At 71.9% G+C, this 21237-nt stretch carries 15 protein-coding genes and 1 pseudogene; 7 read left to right on the forward strand and 9 right to left on the reverse strand.

What is annotated here, in order from left to right:
• The first annotated feature begins 7 nt into the window (after positions 1-7).
• Positions 8-1105 (forward strand): tyrosine-protein phosphatase, encoded by a 1098-nt coding sequence (locus ACFC79_RS13425; protein ID WP_376239136.1) that lies wholly within the window; start codon positions 8-10, stop codon positions 1103-1105.
• 36 nt (positions 1106-1141) lie between these two features.
• Here the strand turns inward: ACFC79_RS13425 and ACFC79_RS13430 are convergent, their stop codons facing one another.
• On the reverse strand, positions 1142-2260 hold the full coding sequence (locus tag ACFC79_RS13430) for an ADP-ribosylglycohydrolase family protein (protein ID WP_376239137.1): 1119 nt from the start codon (positions 2258-2260) through the stop codon (positions 1142-1144).
• 94 nt (positions 2261-2354) lie between these two features.
• On the opposite strand from ACFC79_RS13430, the gene ACFC79_RS13435 reads away from it, so the two are divergent.
• Positions 2355-2633 carry a DUF6343 family protein gene (locus ACFC79_RS13435; protein ID WP_376239139.1) on the forward strand — a complete coding sequence of 93 codons (279 nt, stop codon included), beginning with the start codon at positions 2355-2357 and terminating at the stop codon, positions 2631-2633.
• Positions 2634-2670: 37 nt separating this feature from the next.
• On the opposite strand, the gene ACFC79_RS13440 is transcribed toward ACFC79_RS13435, so the two are convergent.
• From ACFC79_RS13440 to ACFC79_RS13450, 3 genes are all read right to left on the reverse strand, one after another.
• Positions 2671-3039, reverse strand: coding sequence for a tetratricopeptide repeat protein (locus ACFC79_RS13440; RefSeq protein ID WP_376239142.1), 369 nt, complete (start codon positions 3037-3039; stop codon positions 2671-2673).
• A gap of 102 nt (positions 3040-3141) precedes the next feature.
• The gene (gene coaE / locus ACFC79_RS13445; RefSeq protein WP_376239144.1) at positions 3142-3747 is read right to left on the reverse strand and encodes a dephospho-CoA kinase; all 606 of its coding nucleotides are present in this window, start codon (positions 3745-3747) and stop codon (positions 3142-3144) included.
• A 57-nt stretch (positions 3748-3804) separates the two neighbouring features.
• Complete coding sequence (locus tag ACFC79_RS13450; protein ID WP_376239145.1) at positions 3805-4743, reverse strand: PAC2 family protein; 939 nt, start codon at positions 4741-4743, stop codon at positions 3805-3807.
• Positions 4744-5319: 576 nt separating this feature from the next.
• Here ACFC79_RS13450 and ACFC79_RS13455 point away from each other — a divergent pair.
• Positions 5320-6286, forward strand: a pseudogene (locus ACFC79_RS13455) (right-handed parallel beta-helix repeat-containing protein).
• Positions 6287-6413: 127 nt separating this feature from the next.
• Here ACFC79_RS13455 and rpsA read toward each other — a convergent pair.
• Positions 6414-7922 (reverse strand): 30S ribosomal protein S1, encoded by a 1509-nt coding sequence (gene rpsA / locus ACFC79_RS13460; RefSeq protein WP_073788681.1) that lies wholly within the window; start codon positions 7920-7922, stop codon positions 6414-6416.
• Positions 7923-8333: 411 nt separating this feature from the next.
• On the opposite strand from rpsA, the gene ACFC79_RS13465 reads away from it, so the two are divergent.
• Together ACFC79_RS13465 and hrpB are read left to right on the forward strand one after the other, a co-directional pair.
• Complete coding sequence (locus ACFC79_RS13465) at positions 8334-9134, forward strand: class I SAM-dependent methyltransferase (RefSeq protein ID WP_376239574.1); 801 nt, start codon at positions 8334-8336, stop codon at positions 9132-9134.
• 52 nt (positions 9135-9186) lie between these two features.
• Positions 9187-11676 carry an ATP-dependent helicase HrpB gene (hrpB, locus tag ACFC79_RS13470; protein ID WP_376239147.1) on the forward strand — a complete coding sequence of 830 codons (2490 nt, stop codon included), beginning with the start codon at positions 9187-9189 and terminating at the stop codon, positions 11674-11676.
• A gap of 47 nt (positions 11677-11723) precedes the next feature.
• Here hrpB and ACFC79_RS13475 read toward each other — a convergent pair whose 3' ends face one another.
• From ACFC79_RS13475 to ACFC79_RS13485, 3 genes are all read right to left on the reverse strand, one after another.
• Positions 11724-12734 (reverse strand): DUF3068 domain-containing protein, encoded by a 1011-nt coding sequence (locus tag ACFC79_RS13475; RefSeq protein ID WP_376239149.1) that lies wholly within the window; start codon positions 12732-12734, stop codon positions 11724-11726.
• Between the two features lie 62 nt (positions 12735-12796).
• Positions 12797-12937, reverse strand: coding sequence for an SPW_0924 family protein (locus tag ACFC79_RS13480; protein WP_376239152.1), 141 nt, complete (start codon positions 12935-12937; stop codon positions 12797-12799).
• Positions 12938-13077: 140 nt separating this feature from the next.
• A complete protein-coding gene (locus tag ACFC79_RS13485; protein WP_376239154.1) occupies positions 13078-14748 on the reverse strand; it encodes a lytic murein transglycosylase in 1671 nt (556 codons plus the stop codon).
• Positions 14749-14964: 216 nt separating this feature from the next.
• On the opposite strand from ACFC79_RS13485, the gene ACFC79_RS13490 reads away from it, so the two are divergent.
• Positions 14965-15849 carry a DUF4184 family protein gene (locus ACFC79_RS13490; protein WP_376239156.1) on the forward strand — a complete coding sequence of 295 codons (885 nt, stop codon included), beginning with the start codon at positions 14965-14967 and terminating at the stop codon, positions 15847-15849.
• A 199-nt stretch (positions 15850-16048) separates the two neighbouring features.
• On the opposite strand, the gene polA is transcribed toward ACFC79_RS13490, so the two are convergent.
• The gene (polA, locus tag ACFC79_RS13495; RefSeq protein WP_376239159.1) at positions 16049-18760 is read right to left on the reverse strand and encodes a DNA polymerase I; all 2712 of its coding nucleotides are present in this window, start codon (positions 18758-18760) and stop codon (positions 16049-16051) included.
• A gap of 172 nt (positions 18761-18932) precedes the next feature.
• Here polA and ACFC79_RS13500 point away from each other — a divergent pair, with 172 nt between their 5' ends.
• Positions 18933-21224, forward strand: coding sequence for an FdhF/YdeP family oxidoreductase (locus tag ACFC79_RS13500; protein WP_376239161.1), 2292 nt, complete (start codon positions 18933-18935; stop codon positions 21222-21224).
• Positions 21225-21237: the final 13 nt, after the last annotated feature.

Consider the following 21237-nt stretch of genomic DNA (forward strand, 5'->3'; position numbering starts at 1 on the left):
GAGCACCATGCGTACGCACCGCATCGTCCAGGCCGCCGTCGCGGCCACTCTGCTCGCCGGCACGGTCCTCGTCCCGCCCGCGCTCGCCGCCACCCCGGCAGGCGCACCGGCGGCGAGCGCCGAGGCCGGCGCGCGGGCCGCAACCGTGCCGTTCACCGCGGCCACCGCCCGGCGCGACGCCGACGGCGGCCACACCCTCTCCTGGTCGTCCCCGGCCGGTTCGGTGACCGTCACCGCCGTCACCTCCCCCGACGCCACCACCGGCACCCCGGTGGGCAGCGGCCCCGGCACCGGATCGCTGACCGTCCCGGCCGCCGCCCTCTCCGGGACCGGACGCTGGTACTTCCGGCTGACGCCGGACAGCGGCTCCTCCCTCGTCGTCGCCGAGCGCTCGCTCGGGATCGACTCCGCCCGCAACTTCCGGGACGTCGGCGGCTACCGCACCACAGACGGCCGCTGGGTGCGCCCCGGCCTGGTCTACCGCTCCAACAAGCTCGACAAGCTGACCGACGCCGAGCAGCAGCGCCTGCTCTCCCAGCGGCTCACCCTCGACGTGGACCTGCGCAACGCGGTGGAACGGCACGACGATCCCGACCGGGTGCCCGCCGGGGTGAAGTACCAGGTCGCCGACGTGGTGTCGCTCAGCCACGGCCTCCGCTTCCACGACTCGGCGCTGATGACCCTGGCCGAGGCCATCGCCGCCGGACTGTTCTCCGGATCGTCCGACCTCGGCCAGTCCATCGGCTACCCGTTCATGGTCAACTTCGTGGGCGCCGACTACGCGTTCCGGGACCTGCTCACGGCCGTCGCGACGAACGACTCGGGCGCGACGGTCTTCCACTGCAGCTCGGGCAAGGACCGCACCGGCTGGGGCACCGCCGTCCTGCTCACCCTGCTCGGCGTCCCGCGCGAGACCGTCGAGGCGGACTACCTCGCCAGCAACCAGTACACCGGCAACCCGAAGGCCGTCGAGCTGAGCTGGCTGCGGGCGGCGTTCGCGGAGGTCGACCACATCTACGGAGACTTCGACACCTACGTGCGCGACGGCCTGAAGCTCGACGACGCGACGGTGGCCGCGCTGCGCGCCAAGCTGCTGACCGACTGACGCATCATGTGCCGGCGGGCGGCCGCCCGTCGGCCGTCAGCACATCGGGTACCGGTCGTCCGGCCAGTCGACCGCGTGCGCGAACTCCAGGCACAGATCGTCGGCGACCTCGGCGATCACGCCCCGGCCCTCGGTCGCCACCAGCCAGGACGACGGGAGGTGCACGTCACCGTGGCGGGCGCCGACCAGGTTGCCGCAGATCGCACCGGTGGAATCACTGTCGCCGGAGTGGTTGACCGAGAGCAGCAGCGCCCCGCCCACCTGATCGGCGTCCGGCAGTGCCAGCGCGCAGTACACGGCGATGGCCAGGGCCTCCTCGGCGACCCAGCCCGCGCCCAGCGTCTCCACCTTCTCGGCCGTGGGCCGCCCGTCGGCGGCCAGCTCGACGGCCGCGCGCAGCGCCGCGGTGGTCTCCTCGTGGCCCGGGTGCCGGCCCAGCAGTTCCATGGCCCGCAGCACCGCGCCGGCCATGGAGTCGCCCTCTAGGAGGTGGGTGACGACCGCGGCGAGCGCCCCGGCCGCGTACCCGCCGGTCGGATGGCCGTGGGTGATCTGTGCGCACCAGTAGGCGAGCCGGAAGCCCTCCTCGGCGTCCCGCGCCACGAGTCCGAACGGGGCGGACCGCATCACGGTGCCGCACCCCTTGGAGCCGGTGTTCACCGGACCGGGCGCACCGAGCCGGTCCACCGGTTCCGGAACGTGACCGGTGGCGAGGCCGGTCAGGCAGGCGTTGCCGGGGGCCCGGCGCGCGTACAGCCAGGGCTGCCGCCGGAGCCAGCCGGTCCGCACCTGGTCGTCGCCCCCGCGCACCGGCGGGGCGGGGTGGTTCTGCGTGTCCAGCCAGCGCAGATAGGCGTTGCGCACGATCCCGGTCTCGGCGCCGCCGATGCCCTTCGCCGCCGCCCGGGAGTGGGCCCTGATCAGCGCTTCGGCCGTGAACAAGGTCATCTGGGTGTCGTCCGTGATCCGGCCGACGACGCCCTCGTCGTCCGCGATCGGTCCGCGCACCCCATGTTCACCGTGTGCGCGCCGAATACCGGCGAGCGAAAGGAACTCCACCGGATTGCCCAGCGCGTCCCCGATCGCCCCGCCCAGCAGACAGCCCCGCACCCGCGCCCTGCGGTCCGTACGGTCCTCCCACGATGCGCCGTTCACGCACGATCCCCTCGAATCGATGTCGACATGTCCCCATGCCCTCATATCCCCAAATCGCTGCCGCGGGTCCATCCTGGTAGGTGAGGCGATCACCATGCGTACCGGTAACGAACCGACGACGGCCCGCAGTCCTCTGCGGCTGCGGCTGTGCCTGAGTCTATGGGGGCTGGCCTGGGCAGTCTTCGGCCTGACGGCCTTCACCCTGACCGGACGCCCGGGCTGGGCCGCCGCCTGCGGCCTGTTTCTCGTGCTGGTCCTCGTGGATCTCGCGGTGATCATCCACCACATCCACCAGGGCCCGCACTACCAGCCCGGACGCGACATCCCGCCGTACGAACCCGACCACGGCGGGCCCGGCAGGTACGGTCACTGACCCGGCCCGCCGCCGGACGGCGGGCACCCGGGGGCGGTCAGTCCGCCGTGCGGAAGCGGGCCGCCCTCAGGTACTCCGGCTTCGGGTCGAGCGCGGCGGCCAGCCGGAAGTGGCGGGAGGCCCGATCGGTGCGACCGGAGCGCTCGAAGGTGCGGGCGAGTGCGAAGTGGGCGCAGGCGTTGTCCGGTTCACGCTCCAAAACGAGCTCGAACTCCAACTCGGCCGGGCACAGTTGGGCGGCGGCGAAGAACGCGCGGGCGCGCAGCAGCCGGGCCGCGGTGTTCTCGGGATGGGCCGCGATCACCGGGTCCAGAAGCTTGACCGCGCCCCGCGGGTCGCGTGCGGCCGGCAGACGCTCCGCCGCGCGGAAGTCGATCACATTCGTTTCCGGGGTCCTCCCGGGCACGTGGGCACCTTCCCTCCCTCCCCGGAGCGTCGGCGCGGGGCCGCTGTCCGGCATCCGGCACACCGGACGACGCGCCCGGGATCCACCCGGCGCGACGCCCCGTCAGCCCTTGGCCGCGGCCCGCCGGGTCAGCTCCGACCACACCGCGCGCACCTGCGGCTCCAGTTCCGCCAGCGGGCCGTCGTTGTCGATGACCAGATCGGCAACGGCACGCCGCTCCTCCCGGGTCGCCTGTGCGGACATCCGGGCACGGGCCTCGGGCTCGGTCATGCCGCGCAGCCGGACGAGCCGGTCGAGCTGGGTCCGCGGGCCGGCGTCCACCACGACGACGAGGTCGTAGAGCGGTGCGAGGCCGTTCTCGGTGAGGAGGGGGACGTCGTGGACGACGATCGCATCCTCGCCCGCGGCCTGTTCCAGTTCGGCGGAACGGGCGCCGACCAGCGGGTGGACGATCGCGTTGAGGACGGCGAGCCGGTCGGGGTCGGAGAAGACGATCGAGCCGAGTTTCGGACGGTCCAGTGCGCCGTCGGCGGTGAGGACATCGGCGCCGAAGGCATCGACGACGGCCGCGAGCCCGGGCGTGCCCGGCTCGACGACCTCGCGCGCGATCCGGTCCGCGTCGATCAGCACGGCCCCGTGGCCGACGAGCAGCCGTGACACTTCGCTCTTGCCGGCGCCGATCCCGCCGGTCAGGCCCACCTTCAGCATGCCGGGAAGCCTAGTGCCCCGCCGGGTTCCCGCACGGAGCGGGCCCCGGGCACCCGCTCACGCGTCTCCCTCGCGCTCCGCGAGGAACCGCTCGAATTCGAGGCCGATCTCGTCGGCGGACGGCAGGTCGACCGGCTCGGCGACCAGATTGCCCCGGGTCTCGGAGCCCGCGACAGCGTCGTACTGGTGCTCAAGTCCCTCGACGAGCGAGACGAGCTCCTCGTCCCCCTGGCCGATCTGCCGCTCGATCTCGGTCTGGGTGCGGTGGGCCTCCGTGCGCAGGGCGTGGGCGACGGCCGGCAGGACCAGGCCGGTCGCGGCCGTGATCGCCTCCAGCGCGGCGAGCGCCGCGTCCGGATAGGCGGAGCGGGCGACGTAGTGCGGTACATGGGCGGCGACGCCGAGGACGTCGTGTCCCGCCTCCATCAGCCGGTATTCGACCAAGGCGGCGGCGGATCCCGGGACCTGCGCCTCGTCGAACGGGCTGCGGTGGCCGGGCATCAGGTCCGTGCGGTTGCCGTGCGGGGTGATGCCGACGGGGCGGGTGTGCGGGACGCCCATCGGGATGCCGTGGAAGGTGACCGCGAGACGGACGCCGAGGCGCTCGACGATCTGCTCGACGGCTGCGGCGAACCGCTCCCACTCCACGTCCGGCTCCGGACCGGAGAGCAGCAGGAAGGGGGCGCCGGTGGCGTCCTGGACGACCCGGACCTCCAGTGCCGGGGTCTCGTAGGCCGTCCAGCGGTCGCGCCGGAAGGTCAGCAGCGGACGCCGCGCGCGGTAGTCGACGAGCCGGTCGTGGTCGAAACGGGCGACGACCTGGTGCGGCAGCGTTTCCAGCAGGCCGTCGACGATCTGCTCGCCGGTCTCGCCCGCGTCGATGTACCCGTCGAAGTGGTAGAGCATGACCAGACCGGCCGACTCCTGGGCCAGCGCCATGTCGACGACGGCCAGCCCCTTCGGCTCCCATTCGTACAAACTCTGCGGATCAGGCACGGTTACCGCTCCTCCTCGTGTTCCTGCACAAGAACGTCAGGCGGGGCACGGGCATTCCCGGAGCGTGCCCCCACGCCCGACGGTTCATGCCGGCAACCTATGCGAGACGGCGGGCGTACACGGTCATCCCCGCTCTGCGCGCCGGGACGATCACCTCGCCGCACCACGGAACATCCGCACGACGGCGGGCCGATGGCTGCGGCGTCGAACGTCACCCGGATGAACTCGCGCGCATGGGCGTCGAGTTCACGCGACCTTCGGCACCCCGCGGGCCGAGCCCCGCGACCGGGGGCTGCGGGGCCCGCCATTTCCCTTTCCCATCAAGGGACTTGGACCACGCACCGGAAAACCGTGGACGTCCGACCACCGCACCTTCACCACCCCGCCCGTCGGCTCCGCGCCACCGCCCTCCCCAGCGCTGGTCCATACCTTGACAGGGCAGCAGGGCGTCCATACCGTCACTCGGCAGCAAGTTCAGGGACTCGCACCGCATTCATGTACGAGAACGCCGCTGTTCCCCCCACGAGCACAGCACGTACCGAGCATCTCTCGAACTCCTCCGACGGGAAGGCCTCCATGCTCACCCGCGTCCTGCTCCCCGCCCTGCTGGCCTCCGCACTGCTCACCACCGGCGGCCTCGCCCCCACCGCCGCCACCGCCGCCCCGGCCGCCGCAGTGGTCGACGTGAGCACCGCCGCACAGCTCAAGTCCGCCCTCGCCGCCGCGGCACCAGGAGTCACGATCCGGCTCGCCGACGGCACCTACCGCGGCAACTTCAAGGCGACCGCACCCGGCACCGCCTCCGCCAGGATCACCCTCACCGGCTCCGCCCTGGCGATCCTGACCACCGGCGGCGGCTACGGCCTGCACCTCGACGGCGCCTCCTACTGGACCGTCCGGGGCGTCACCGTCACCGGCGGCCAGAAGGGCATCATGGCCGACGCCGCCACCGGCGTCGTGATCGATTCCGTGACCGTGCACGACCTGGACATGGAGGGCGTCCACTTCCGCAGGTCCAGCAGGAACGGCGTCATCAAGAACTCACGGATCCACGACACCGGGCACGACGGCCGCGGCATGGGCGAAGGCGTCTACGTCGGCACGGCCGGCGACCTCTCCGACCGGAGCGATGGGATCCAGATCCTGAACAACACGATCGGCCCCGGGGTCGGCGGCGAGAACGTCGACATCAAGGAGGGCACCACCGGGGCGAGGATCACCGGCAACACCTTCGACGGCAGCGGACTGACCGGGTGCCAACTACGACGACTCCTGGGTCGATGTGAAGGGCAACGACGTCCTGGTCGAGGGCAACAGGGGCTCCCGCACGACCAACAACGGCTACGAGACCCACACCCAGCAGAGCGGCTGGGGCTGCGGCACGGTCTTCCGCGACAACGCCTCGGACCTGTCCGGTTCCACCGGCGACCGGCGGATCGCCATCAACGTCACGAACTTCGGCGCGAACTGCCCGACCACCGTCCACAGCAGCAACACCGTCACCGGCGGCAAGGGGCTGACCAACATCGTGGTCACGCCGTAGCAGCCCCCGTGACACCGTCGCGAACACAGGTCCGCGGACACGTATGAGGCCCGTCCCCCGAAGGGAACGGGCCTCACCGTCAGCTGGTCCGGTCAATCACCGACCGGCGATGCGGCGGATCAGAGCGTCAGCTCTGGCCACCCGCCAGCTTCTCGCGCAGGGCGGCCAGGGCCTCGTCCGACGCCAGGGCGCCGGAGTTGTCCGCGGACTCCGAGGAGTACGAGCCACCGCTGCCGCCGGAGGCGGCCGGGGCACCGCCGGCCGGGGCGGCAGCGCCCTCGGCAGCAGCGGCCTCGTCGGCCTCGCGGGACTTGATGACCTGGGCCTGGTGCTGCTCGAAGCGCTGCTGCGCCTCGGCGTACTGCGTCTCCCACGCCTCGCGCTGAGCCTCGTAGCCCTCGAGCCAGTCGTTGGTCTCGGGGTCGAAGCCCTCGGGGTAGATGTAGTTGCCCTGGTCGTCGTAGGACGCGGCCATGCCGTACAGGGTCGGGTCGAACTCGACCGAGGCCGGGTCGGCACCGAACGACTCGTTGGCCTGCTTCAGCGAGAGGCTGATGCGGCGGCGCTCCAGGTCGATGTCGATGACCTTGACGAAGATCTCGTCGTTGACCTGGACGACCTGCTCCGGGATCTCCACGTGGCGCTCGGCCAGCTCGGAGATGTGGACCAGGCCCTCGATGCCCTCGTCGACGCGGACGAACGCACCGAACGGAACGAGCTTGGTGACCTTACCGGGAACGACCTGCCCGATCTGGTGCGTGCGGGCGAACTGCTGCCACGGGTCTTCCTGCGTCGCCTTGAGCGACAGGGAGACGCGCTCGCGGTCCATGTCGACGTCGAGGACCTCGACCGTGACCTCCTGGCCGACCTCGACGACCTCGGAGGGGTGGTCGATGTGCTTCCAGGACAGCTCGGAGACGTGCACGAGACCGTCGACGCCACCGAGGTCCACGAACGCACCGAAGTTGACGATCGAGGAGACGACGCCGGAGCGGACCTGGCCCTTCTGCAGGGTCGTGAGGAACGTCTGGCGGACCTCGCTCTGGGTCTGCTCCAGCCAGGCACGGCGGGACAGGACCACGTTGTTGCGGTTCTTGTCCAGCTCGATGATCTTGGCCTCGAGCTCCTTGCCCACGTAGGGCTGGAGGTCACGGACACGACGCATCTCGACGAGGGACGCCGGCAGGAAGCCACGGAGGCCGATGTCGAGGATGAGACCACCCTTGACGACCTCGATGACGGTACCGGTGACGATGCCGTCCTCTTCCTTGATCTTCTCGATCGTGCCCCAGGCACGCTCGTACTGAGCGCGCTTCTTGGACAGGATCAGGCGGCCTTCCTTGTCCTCCTTCTGGAGAACCAGGGCCTCGATCTCGTCGCCGACCTTGACGACCTCGTTGGGGTCGACGTCGTGCTTGATCGAGAGCTCGCGGGAGGGGATGACGCCTTCGGTCTTGTAACCGATGTCGAGCAGGACCTCGTCCCGGTCGACCTTCACGATGACGCCGTCGACGATGTCGCCGTCGTTGAAGTACTTGATCGTCTCGTCGATCGCGGCGAGGAAGGCTTCCTCGTTACCGATGTCGTTGACCGCTACCTGCGGGGTGGTGGCGGTGGTCTCGGTGCTGCTCGTCATGTGGGAAAGGGCTCCGGTACGGACAGTGAGTCGTAGGTACTGCTACGCCAGGAGCCCGTATCGCCTCTGCAGAAGCCGGACAGCCCGGGAAGCACCGGACCCGCCGAACGGGAGGCGCCTCGTGAACCGAGGGGACATACATGCAGATGCGAGCGCGACCTGCTAGGTCTGAGGCGCGCAGGCTCGCAGCGCAACTTGTAGCATACGGGGGCGGCCGGGCACGGTCAATGCGCGAAGGCACACACCAAGGGCGCACCGGACCATATCCGGCAGATTTCGTGTTCTCCGGTGCCGTGTCGGCTGCGGGAGACCGTCCATGGGCACGGAGCCCCGCCGACGGACGACCCCTGGTGCGTATCGCGTACGACGGGGTGAAGGCAAACTACAACGACGGACCCGATGAGCCAAGAGATGTACACCTCCGAGCCCGAGGCGACACGCCGGGACGCCTCGGAGACCGAGAGCAGCCGGGCCAGTCGCGGCTGGTGGGACCGGAACGCCGACGAGTACCAGGGCGACCACGGCGCCTTCCTCGGCGACGACCGCTTCGTCTGGGGCCCCGAGGGGCTCGACGAGGCCGAGGCCGGCCTGCTCGGCCCGGCCGGGTCGCTGAAGGGCCTGGACGTCCTGGAGATCGGCGCGGGTGCCGCGCAGTGCTCGCGCTGGCTGGCCGCCCGGGGCGCCCACCCGGTCGCCCTGGACCTGTCGCACCGGCAGTTGCAGCACGCGCTGCGGATCGGCGGCGACGTCCCGCTGGTGGAGGCGGACGCCGGGGTGCTGCCGTTCCGGGACGGGTCGTTCGACCTCGCGTGCTCGGCCTACGGCGCGGTGCCGTTCGTCGCCGACCCCGTGCGGGTGTTCCGCGAGGTCCACCGGGTGCTGCGGCCGGGCGGGCGCTGGGTGTTCTCGGTGACGCATCCGGTGCGCTGGGCCTTCCCGGACGAGCCGGGGCCCGAGGGCCTGTCGGTCGCGGCCTCCTACTTCGACCGCACGCCCTACGTCGAGCAGGACGAGCGGGGCGAGGCCGTGTACGTCGAGCACCACCGGACGCTGGGCGACCGGGTGCGGGACGTGGTCGCGGGCGGCTTCCGGCTGGTCGACCTCGTCGAACCGGAGTGGCCCGCCTGGAACCACCAGGAGTGGGGCGGCTGGTCCCCGCTGCGCGGCAACCTGATCCCGGGCACGGCGATCTTCGTCTGCGAGCGGGACTGACGACCCGGGCCCGGGAACGGGCGGCTGCGGCGCCCCGTACGAGACTGGGGGCGTGATCCGTACCGACGCCCTGCGACAACTGCCCGTACGCACCGCCCTGCCCGCCCTGGGGCGGGCCCTCGACGGACACGGCACCGCGGTGCTGTGCGCACCGCCCGGCACCGGCAAGACCACCCTGGTGCCCCTGGCCCTGGCCGGTCTGACCGGTGACGGCCCGATCCGCCGGGTGGTGGTCGCCGAGCCGCGGCGGATCGCGGCGCGGGCCGCGGCACGGCGGATGGCCTGGCTCGTCGGGGAGGACGTCGGCGGGCGGGTGGGCTTCACGGTCCGCGGGGAGCGGGCTGCGGGGCGCGAGACCGTGGTGGAGGTGGTCACCACCGGGGTACTGCTCCAGCGGCTCCAGCGCGACCAGGAGCTGGCCGGGGTCGACGCGGTGATCGTCGACGAGTGCCACGAGCGGCACCTGGACGCGGACACGGTCGCCGCGTTCCTGCTCGACGTGCGCGAGACGCTCCGGCCCGATCTGCGGCTCGTCGCCGCCTCCGCGACGACGGACGCGGCGGGCTGGGCCCGGCTGCTGGGCGACGCCCCGGTGGTGGAGGCGCGGGGTGTCTCGCACCCGGTGGAGGCGGTGTGGGCACCGCCCACGGGGCAGGTGCGGCCGCCGCACGGGATGCACGTCGATCCGGTGCTGCTCGGGCATGTAGCGGCGACGGTGCGGCGGGCGCTCGCCGAACGCGACGGCGACGTGCTGTGCTTCCTGCCCGGTGTCGGCGAGATCGGCCGGGTGGCGGGGATGCTCGCGGGGGTGGACGCCGAGGTGCTCCAGGTGCACGGACGGGCCCCGGCGGCAGTGCAGGACGCCGTGCTGGCCGGGTCGTCCGACGGTCGGCGGGTGGTGCTGGCGACCGCGGTCGCGGAGTCGTCGCTGACGGTGCCCGGGGTGCGCGTGGTGGTGGATTCGGGGCTGGCCAGGGAGCCCCGCACGGATCACGCACGGGGGCTGGGCGCGCTGACGACCGTACGGGCCTCGCAGGCGACGGGGAGGCAGCGGGCGGGGCGGGCCGGACGCGAGGCGCCCGGGGTGGTGTACCGGTGCTGGCAGCAGGCGGAGGACGGGCGGCTCGCACGGTTCCCGTCCCCGGAGATCGCGGTCGCCGATCTGACCGCGTTCGCCCTCCAGGCGGCCTGCTGGGGCGATCCGGATGCCTCGCGGCTGGCACTGCTCGACCCGCCGCCGGCCGGGGCGATGGCGGCGGCGCGCGAGGTGCTGGCGGCAGTCGGCGCGGTGGACGCACGGGGGCGGGCCACGGAGCGCGGCGTGCGGATGTCCCGGCTGGGGCTGCATCCGCGGCTGGCCCGGGCGCTGCTGGACGGCGCCGCCGAGGTGGGCGGGCGGCGGGCGGCCGAGACGGTGGCGCTGCTGAGCGAGGAACCGCCGCGCGCGTACGGGGACGATCTGGCCGCGGCGCTGCGTACGGCCCGGCGCGGCGGGGACGGCTATGCGGCGCGCTGGCGGCAGGAGGTCCGGCGGCTCTCCGCCGCGGTCGGGGGGACCGGGGACGCCGTTGCCGACGATGCCGCCGTGGGCCTGGTGGCCGCGCTGGCGTTCCCGGAGCGGGTGGCGCGGGCGCGGGGTGCGGGCGCGTTCCTGATGGCGTCGGGGACGGGTGCGCAGGTCGGCGAGGGGTCCGGGCTGCACCGTGCGTCGTGGCTGGCGGTCGCGGTCGCCGACCGGCCCGCCCATGCGGCGTCCGCGCGGGTGCGGCTCGCCGCCGTGATCCATGAGGACACCGCCCGCGCGGCCGCCGGGCACGTGCGGGTCACGGGCGAGGAGGTCCGCTGGGCGGACGGCGATGTGGTGGCCCGTCGGGTCGAGCGGCTGGGCGCGATCGAGCTGTCGGTGCGTCCGTTGCGGGAGCCGGCGCCCGACGCGGTGCGCGAGGCGCTGGCCGAGGGGATGCGGCGCGAGGGCCTGGGGCTGCTGCGCTGGACGCGGGAGGCGGAGCATCTGCGGGAACGGCTCGCGTTTCTGCGCCGGACGGTGGGGGCGCCCTGGCCGGACATGTCGGACGCCGCGCTGGTGGCCCGTGCCGGGGACTGGCTGGAGCCCGAGTTGTCACGGGCCCGGCGGCGTTCGGATCTGGCGCGGATCGACGCCGGGCAGGCGCTGCGGCGGCTGCTGCCGTGGGCGACGGGCGACGCGGCCCGGCTGGACGAGCTGGCGCCGGAGCGGATCGAGGTGCCGAGCGGCTCCCGGATCAGGGTGGACTACGGCGGGGAGCAGCCGGTGCTCGCGGTGAAGCTCCAGGAGTTGTTCGGCCTGCGGGAGACGCCGAGCGTGGCCGGGGTACCGGTGCTGGTCCATCTCCTGTCCCCCGCCGGCCGGCCCGCAGCGGTCACCGCGGACCTGGCGTCGTTCTGGCGGGACGGCTACCGGGCGGTGCGGGCGGAACTGCGCGGCCGCTATCCGAAGCATCCGTGGCCGGAGGATCCCACGACGGTGGCGGCGACGCGGTTCACCAAACGGGCCGGGCGGTAGGCGGCGGGTCCCGGGGCGCCGCCCCTCCCCCGTCCCGGCGCCCCGGTTCAGGCGGGGGCGGGCGCCGGGTCGGGGGCGGCCGCCGTCGTGTCGTCGTGACGTTCGCCGTCCGGTCGGCGTGAGCGCGCCTCCAGCCACAGGGCGAGGAGCAGCAGCAGCGCGCCGAGGACCAGGAAGCCCCACGGCAGGTACGAGGTGAGCAGCAGGACCAGCACCCGCTGGGACTTGACGAGGGCGACGGTCGAGTCGACGTAGTCCTCGCGCATCTTCACGTGTCCGGCGAACACGGTGACGGTGTCCTGCGGCATCCCCATCGCCTTGGCGTTGCGCAGCTCCTCCCGGTGCACCTCCTCGCCGTTGACGGGTGCTCCGGTGACCGGGTCGACCCAGAACATCCGCTTGGTGGTGTACCAGCGGGTCATGCCGGTCTTCGCGATCTGCTCCGGGGTGACGCCCTTGATGGGCATCTTCTTCGGCATCGGAACCCTGGTCCACGGGACGGTCTGCTCGAAGTAGTAGACGTCCATGCCGCGGAAGGTGCGGGTGCCCCGATAGTGGATGGGTGAGCTGGTGCGGGCCTGCGCGTCGAAGTACTCGTAGTCGCGTTTCTCGGTGAGGAAGGGCCATTTGAACTCGATGCCCTCGCGCCTGACCGGGTCGCCGTCGACCATCTCGCCGGTGGCGTGGACGGGCTCCTGGCTGTGGGCGTCGAAGATGTAGCGCTCGGGGATCTCGGAGACCATCCTGCCGTCCGGGCCGGCCACGAAGCTGAGGGCGTCCCAGACGACGACGTCGCGTCCGGCGTCGCGTTCGATCCGCTCGGACTCCTCCACGTTGCCCTTGAGGGTCTGCACGATGGTGACCCGGGGCACCTGCTTGACCTTCATGTTGTCGTTGTAGTCGAGGAGGGTGGCGGGCTTCGCCTCCATCACCGTCTCCTGGTACTGGCTGGGCGGTATCTTCGCCAGCCTCGGGAAGGCGTACCAGCGCAGCAGGGGCGCCATGGCGGTGAAGAAGACGGCGAGGGCCAGGAGTACGAGGCTGGCTCGGCGGCGCATGGTGGTGCCCTCCTTCTGCTTCTGCGGCCTCTGCCGCTTCGTGCGGTGCCGACCGCTCGCGGTCACCGGTTCCCGGGACTCGGGACGGTGGTCAGCAGGGGTTCGGGCGAGGTCTTTCCGGGCGGGGCGCCGATCGCGGCGGCGGTGAGGACGAGCGCGAGGGCCGCGGTGAGTCCGATCGCGGCGGCGACGAGGGCACGCATGTCGGGCCTCCCGGTGAGCGCGAATCTGATGGTGCGTCAGGATTGGGGCACCGTAGCAACACGGGCGCGAGAGGGGAACACGTGGAACGGCCCCTCTGCCGGGTGGCGGAGGGGCCGTGGTGGTGCCGTGGTGGTGGGGGTCAGGCGGCGGGGGCCTCGACCGTGAGCTCGACGATCAGCGTGGCGCCGTCCTCGGTGGTGAGGCGCAGCTTGTACGTGCCTTCGGTGCCGTCGGCGTGGATCTTCGGGAGCGTCAACCTGCCGTCCTTGTCCGTCCGCAGGTCGGTGAGGGTGCGGACCGCCTTGCCGTCCGCGTCCTCGAAGTACGGGCCCTTGTCGTTCTCGACCGGCTCGTCGGCGTCGGTGATCATGGTGGCGGTGACCGCGACGCCCGCGGCGACCGCGTCCTTGTAGGTGGCCGCGATCTCGACGGTGTCGGCGAACTCCGTGCCGGGTGCGGCGGTAAGGACCTTGTCGTCGGTCCGGACGATCGCGTCGGCCCGGCGGGCGCCGACGGTCGCGGTGTAGGTGACGGCGGGCAGCGAGCGGCCGGTGGCGACGGCCCGCACGGTGAACGTGCCGGTCTTCTCGCCCGCCTTCAGCACCGGGGCGGTGACCGTCCCGTCGGCTCCGGTGAGGAGGGTGACGGTGCTCTTCTTGCCGGTGAAGGCGGCGTCCGTGTCGCCGGTGACCGTGAAGGTGACGGAGACCTTGGCGAGCGGGCCGCCGAGGCTGTTCTCGGCCCGCACCTTGATCCGCTCGGCGAACTCGCCGCCTGCGGTGGCGGTCAGGGGGCCGGTGCCCGCGTTCTCCACCTTGGCAAGGGTCGGGGTCGGGGTCGGGGTCGGCGTGGGCGTCGGCGACGGGTCGGTGCCGCCGCCCGGCTTCGTCGGATCGGGGCCCGGCTTCGGCTTCGACGTCGGCTTCGGCTTCGGCTTCGGCTTCGACGTCGGATGGGTGCTTCCGGACGGCGAGGGGGACGGATTCGTGGTGCCGAGGCCGGGCGGGACCGTGCCGGTGCCGTCGGGGATCTCGTGGGTGCCGCGCTTGTAGTAGTCGAACCAGGAACGGACCGTGCGCAGGTAGGCGTTCGAGTGGTTGTAGCTCAGCACCGCCCGGTCGAGGTCCGCGGCGACGGACAGGTCGCGCGAGCCCGCGCAGAGGTAGTGGCCGGCGGCGAGCGCCGCGTCGTAGACGTTGTTGGGGTCCTTGCTGCCGTCACCGTTGCCGTCCTGGCCCCAGTTCGCCCAGGTGGACGGGATGAACTGCATCGGGCCGACGGCGCGGTCGTGCGTCGCGTCCCCGTCGTACGCCCCGTTGTCGGTGTCCTTGATCAGGGCGAACCCCCGGCCGTCGAGCACCGGGCCGAGGATCGGGGCGAACGTGGTGCCGTTCGCGTCGACGCGTCCGCCGCGGGCGTGGCCGGACTCGACCTTGCCGATCGCCGCGAGCAGTTGCCACGGCAGCCGGCAGGCGGCGTCGCTGTCGGCCAGGCTCTGCTCCGCCTTCTTGTAGGCGGCGAGGACCGAAGCCGGTATGCCGGATTCCGATCGCCCGGTGAGGGGCGACTCGGTCGTGGTGCTCGGCCTGTCGGGCGTGTTCAGCGGCGGCAGGTCCGTGTAGTAGGGCGAGTTGCCGGTGGCCGCGCTGTCGTCGGGCGGCGTCGTCGTGCCCGCCGCCTGCGGGTCGCCGTCGGCGCCGACCAGCGGTGTCCCGGGTGCCCCCGAGGCGGACAGCGCCGCCACGGCAATGGCGGCCACGGCGGTGGTGGTCGCCCCCTTGCGAAGTCGACGACCGAACTGCGCTGCCATACCCGTGGCCCCTCCCCGTCATCGGCTGCCCGCGCTCCCCGGCGCCGGGACTCAGGCGACCCTACGGCACCTCGTGCGGCGGAGGCACGGCACACCGACCGGTTCTTACCTGTTTTTCACGTTCCGGTCGCCAAGTCGTACCGCGGCTGTGCGGTGTACGACGCCGGCGCCGACGCCGTGCGAGGAGGCGAAGGTGCCTCGCGCATACTTGCCGCCATGCCGTTCACACTCAGTCATGCCGCGGCGGTGCTGCCGGGGATGCGGCGCGACGGTACGGCGCGCGGACCGCTCCTCGCATCGGCCCTCGTCGCGGGTTCGTTCGCCCCCGACCTGACGTACTTCGCGGACTCGGTGATCCCCGGCGCCATGGAGTTCGGGCAGGTCACGCATGCGGTGTGGGGCGTGTTCACGGTCGATGTGCTGATCACCGGGGCGGCGGTGGCACTGTGGCTGCTGCTGCGCGAACCGCTGGTGGCGCTGTTGCCGAGGGCCTGGCAGGGGCGGGTCCACTCGTTCCTCCGGGGACGCCCCGGGGGGCGTGGCGGGCATGGCCCGGAGGCCCGGAACGGCCGGGCGGGCGCCCGGATCCGGGAAGGCGGGTGGTTCGCGCTGTCGGCGGCGATCGGGTCCGTCACCCATGTCGTCTGGGACGCCTTCACCCATCACGACCGCTGGGGCGTGCGACTGGTCCCGGGACTCGACGGGGAGATCGCCGGGTATCCCGTGTTCCAGCTGGTGCAGTACGGCAGTTCGGCGATGGCCCTGGGCGTGCTCGCCCGGTTCACGGCATCGGGGCTGCGGCGCACCGGGCCGCAGCCGGCCCCGCCGGACGTCCCCGTGCTGAGCCGACGCGAGCGCCGCGCGGCGGGGACGCTGCTGGGCGTCTGCGTACTGCTCGGCCTCGCTCATCGATGCGCACGCCGGTACGCGTACTTCGGGCGCGTCGACACCCCGCTGGACATCATCCCGACCGCGTGCTTCGGCGCCGGGGCGGGGCTGGCCGTGGGCCTGGTGCTGTACGGGTTGTGGATGCGGCTGCGGCGGCCGCGCACGCCCGATCCCGCCTCCGCCGACGACGAACGGCCCCGCTCGCCCCGCTGACCCGGGCCGCGCATCCCCGGGCCGCCGGCCCCGGCTGCGGCGCCCCGGCCAGGGACAACGGTGCCGGGACAACGGTGCCGGGACAACGGTGCCGGGACAACGGTGCCGGGACAACGGTGCCGGGACAACGGTGCCGGGACAACGGTGCCGGGCGGGCCGGTTCCGCCCTCGCCCGGCACCACCCTTCCCGGTGCGCCCGTCAGTGCGCGGCGGACTCCCAGTCCGTACCCACACCGACCGACACGTCCAGCGGAGCGCGCAACTGCACGGCCGTGGACATCTCGTGGCGGACGATCTCCTCCACCCGCTCCCGCTCGCCCCGGGCGATCTCCAGAACGATTTCGTCATGGACCTGGAGCAGCATCCGGGACTTCAGCCCCGCCTCCGTCAACGCCCGGTCGACCTGGAGCATGGCGACCTTGACGATGTCCGCCGCCGTGCCCTGGATCGGAGCGTTGAGCGCCATCCGCTCGGCCATCTCACGACGCTGACGGTTGTCGCTGTTGAGATCCGGGAGGTACCGGCGCCGGCCGAAGACCGTCTCGGTGTAGCCGGTGGCCCTTGCCTCCTCCACCACCCGGTGCAGGTAGTCACGCACCCCGCCGAACCGCTCGAAGTAGGTGTCCATCAGGCCGCGCGCCTCACCCGCCTCGATGTTCAGCTGCTGGGAGAGACCGAACGCCGAGAGCCCGTACGCCAGCCCGTAGCTCATCGCCTTGATCTTGCGGCGCATCTCCGGGTCGACGGCCGACTTCTCGACCCCGAACACCTGCGAGGCGACCGTGGTGTGCAGGTCCTCGCCGGAGGTGAACGCCTCGATCAGGCCCGCGTCCTCGGAGAGGTGTGCCATCACCCGCAGTTCGATCTGGCTGTAGTCGGCCGTCATCAGCGACTCAAAGCCCTCGCCGACGACGAAGCCCCGGCGGATGGCCCGGCCCTCGTCCGTACGGACCGGGATGTTCTGCAGGTTGGGGTCGGTGGAGGAGAGCCTGCCGGTCGCCGCCACCGTCTGGTTGAACGTGGTGTGGATACGGCCGTCCGCCGCGATCGTCTTGATCAGACCCTCGACGGTGACCCGCAGCTTCGCCTGCTCGCGGTGGCGCAGCATGATGACCGGCAGCTCGTGTTCCGTCTGCGCGGCGAGCCAGGCCAGGGCATCGGCGTCCGTCGTGTACCCGGTCTTGGTCTTCTTCGTCTTGGGCAGCCCCAGCTCACCGAAGAGGACCTCCTGGAGCTGCTTGGGCGAACCGAGGTTGAACTCCCGGCCGACCGCCGCGTGCGCCTCCTTCACCGCCTGCTGCACCGCACCCGCGAACTGCTGCTCCATGCCTTCCAGATGAGCCCGGTCGGCGGCGATGCCGTGCCGCTCCAGGCGGGCCAGCAGCGCGGACGTCGGCAGTTCCATGTCGTGCAGCAGCTCGGCCGCCCCGACCTCCGCGAGCCGGGTGCCGAATGCCTCGCCCAGATCCAGCACCGCCCGCGCCTGCGCCATCAGGGCGTCGGCCTCGGCCCGGTCGTCCGCACCGAAGGCCAGCTGGCCGTCGGGCGCCGAGGCCGGCACCAGCTCCCGGCCCAGGTACTCCACCGCCAGCGCGTCGAGCGCGAAGGAACGACGGCCCGGCTTGACCAGATAGGCCGCCAGCGCCGTGTCCATCGCGACACCGTCGACCCGCCAGCCGTGCTCCGGGAAGACCCGCATGGCGTTCTTCGCGTTGTGCATGACCTTCGGCCGCGCCGCGTCGGCGATCCACGCGGCAAACGCCCGCTCGTCGCCCTCGTCGAGCTCCGCGGGATCGAACCAGGCGGCAGCACCGCCGGCCGAGGCGAGCGCCACCTCGGTGACCGTACCGGCGCCCAGCGCCCAGGTGTCCACGGTGGCGACACCGAGCGGCTCCCCGCCGTGCTCGGCGAGCCACGGCGCCAGCTCGCCCGCGCCCAGCACCGCACCGTCCAGCTCGACGCCCGCCGCGAGCGCCGGGGACTCGTCCTCAGCCGCGCCCGGATCGACGGCCAGCAGCCGCTCGCGCAGGCTCGGATTGCGAATCTCCAGCACGTCCAGCACCCCCGTCACCGCCGTGCGGTCGTACGGGGCACGCGCCAAGTCCTGCGGGGTCTTCGGCAGCTCCACGTCCCGGACCATCTCCGTCAGCCGACGGTTCAGCCGGACCGCGTCCAGATGGTCACGGAAATTCTGCCCGGCCTTGCCCTTGACCTCCTCCGCCCGCTCCACCAGCTCCGCGAACGAACCGAACTGCTTGATCCACTTCGCCGCGGTCTTCTCCCCCACACCCGGAATACCCGGGAGATTGTCCGACGGGTCACCCCGCAGCGCGGCGAAATCCGGATACTGCTGCGGCGTGAGACCGTACTTCTCCTCGACCTTCTCCGGAGTGAACCGCGTCAGCTCCGAGACGCCCTTCGTCGGGTACAGCACGGTGACGGCGTCCGTGATCAGCTGGAACGAATCCCGGTCGCCCGTGACGATCAGCACCTCGAAACCCGCCGCCTCGGCCTGCGTGGCCAGCGTCGCGATGACATCGTCCGCCTCGAAGCCGTCGACCGCGAAACGATCGGCGCGCATCGCGTCCAGCAGCTCGCCGATCAGCTCGACCTGACCTCGGAACTCGTCCGGGGTCTTCGACCTGTTCGCCTTGTACTCCGGGAACTCCTCCGAGCGCCACGTCTTGCGGGACACGTCGAACGCCACCGCGAAATGCGTCGGCGCCTCGTCACGCAACGTGTTCGCCAGCATCGACGCGAAGCCGTACACCGCATTCGTCGTCTGCCCCGACCCGGTCGTGAAATTCTCCGCGGGCAGCGCAAAGAACGCCCGGTACGCCAGGGAATGCCCGTCCATCAGGAGCAGGCGCGGTCGGTTGTCTGCCGTCTTCTTCGATGCCGTCTCAGCCACGCCCCCGATCCTGCCACGGACCACCGACAAACCCGACCGGACCTCGCTCGGCCTCCCTCACTGTCAGTACCGCGTGACAGGATCGAGGGGCGAACGACAATCGAGGGAGAACGGCCGGCGCACGCCCTGCGGCGCACACCGCGGCCCCGCATCGACCGAAGGGAAGTCCACCATGGCCACGAAGCCGCCCACCGGTGACCCGGTCCAGGACGCACCGCGGGTCGAACCGGCACCGCACGCCGCCGCCGGCCTGCCGGCCGTCGCCCACAGCCTGCTCATCGCCCAACAGCAGATGGGCGCGCGACGCACCGCACAGACCCTCCTCAAGGTCAACCAGAAGAACGGCTTCGACTGCCCCGGCTGCGCCTGGCCCGAGGGCGACAAACGCCACACCGCGGAATTCTGCGAGAACGGCGCCAAGGCCGTCGCCGAGGAGGCGACCCTGCGCCGCGTCACCCCCGAGTTCTTCGCCGCGCACCCGGTCGCCGACCTCGCCGGCCGCAGCGGCTACTGGCTGGGCCAGCAGGGCCGGATCACCCACCCCATGTACCTCCCCGAAGGCGCCGAGCGGTACGAGCCGATCACCTGGCAACGCGCCTTCGACATCATCGCCGAGGAGCTGCGCGCACTCGCCTCCCCCGACGAGGCCGTCTTCTACACCTCGGGCCGCACCAGCAACGAAGCCGCGTTCCTGCTCCAGCTCTTCGCCCGCGAATTCGGCACCAACAACCTCCCCGACTGCTCCAACATGTGCCACGAGTCCTCCGGCTCGGCACTCACCGAGACCATCGGTATCGGCAAGGGCAGCGTCTCCCTCGAAGACCTCCACCGGGCCGACCTGATCATCATCGCCGGACAGAACCCCGGCACCAACCACCCCCGAATGCTCTCCGCCCTGGAAAAGGCCAAGTCCGCCGGCGCAAAGATCATCTCGGTGAACCCGCTGCCCGAGGCCGGCCTGGAACGGTTCAAGAACCCGCAGACCCCGCGCGGCATGCTCAGGGGCACCCCCCTCACCGACCTCTTCCTTCAAATCCGCATCGGCGGCGACCAGGCACTCTTCCGCCTCCTCAACAAACTGATCCTCCGCACCGAAGGCGCCGTCGACGAAACCTTCGTCCGGGAACACACCCACGGCTACGAGGAATTCGCCGCCGCGGCCCACGAAGCCGACTGGGAACAGACCCTCACCGCCACCGGCCTCGACCGCACCGCCATCGAACAGGCCCTCGCCATGGTCCTCGCCTCGAAACGCACCATCGTGTGCTGGGCCATGGGCCTCACCCAGCACAAACACTCCGTCCCCACGATCCGCGAAATCGTCAACTTCCTCCTCCTGCGCGGCAACATCGGCCGCCCCGGCGCCGGAGTCTGCCCCGTCCGCGGCCACTCCAACGTCCAGGGCGACCGCACCATGGGCATCTTCGAACGCCCCTCCCCCGCCTTCCTCGACGCACTCGACAAAGAGTTCTCCATCACCTCACCGCGCCACCACGGCTACGACGTCGTCCGCGCCATCCGGGCACTGCGCGACGGCGACGCCAAGGTCTTCCTCGCCATGGGCGGCAACTTCGTCGCCGCCACCCCCGACACCCAGGTCACCGAGGCCGCGATGCGCCGCGCCCGCCTCACCGTCCACATCTCCACCAAGCTCAACCGCTCGCACGCGGTCACCGGCACCCGGGCCCTGATCCTGCCGACCCTGGGACGCACCGACAAGGACATCCAGGCGAGCGGCAAACAGTTCGTCACGGTCGAGGACTCCATGAGCATGGTCCACGCCTCACGCGGCAACCTCACCCCCGCGAGCCCGCACCTGCTCTCCGAACCCGCCATCGTCGCCCGCCTCGCCCGCGCCGTCCTCGGCCCCACCTCGACCACCCCGTGGGCGGAGTTCGAGAAGGACTACGCCACGATCCGCGACCGCATCTCCCGCGTAGTCCCCGGCTTCGAGGACTTCAACGCCCGCGTCACCCACCCCGGCGGCTTCACCCTCCCCCACGCCCCGCGCGACGAACGCAGCTTCCCCACCACGACCGGCAGGGCCAACTTCACCGCCGCCCCCGTCGAATACCCCGAACTCCCCGAAGGCAGACTGCTGTTGCAGACCCTGCGCTCCCACGACCAGTACAACACCACGGTCTACGGCCTCGACGACCGCTATCGCGGCATCAAGGGCGGCCGCCGCGTCGTCCTCGTCAACCCCGACGACGCCCACGAACTCGCCCTGCCCGACGGCGCCTACACCGACCTCGTCGGCGAATGGAAGGACGGAGTGGAACGCCGCGCCCCGGACTTCCGCGTCGTGCACTACCCGACCGCCCGCGGCTGCGCCGCCGCCTACTACCCCGAGACCAACGTGCTGGTCCCCCTCGACGCCACGGCCGACACCAGCAACACGCCCGCCAGCAAGTCCGTCGTCATCCGTTTCGAGAACGTCCGGGAGCAGAACGCCCGGGAATAGCCCGAGAACGCCC

This window comes from Streptomyces sp. NPDC056061, from assembly GCF_042266885.1.
Lineage (GTDB): Bacteria > Actinomycetota > Actinomycetes > Streptomycetales > Streptomycetaceae > Streptomyces.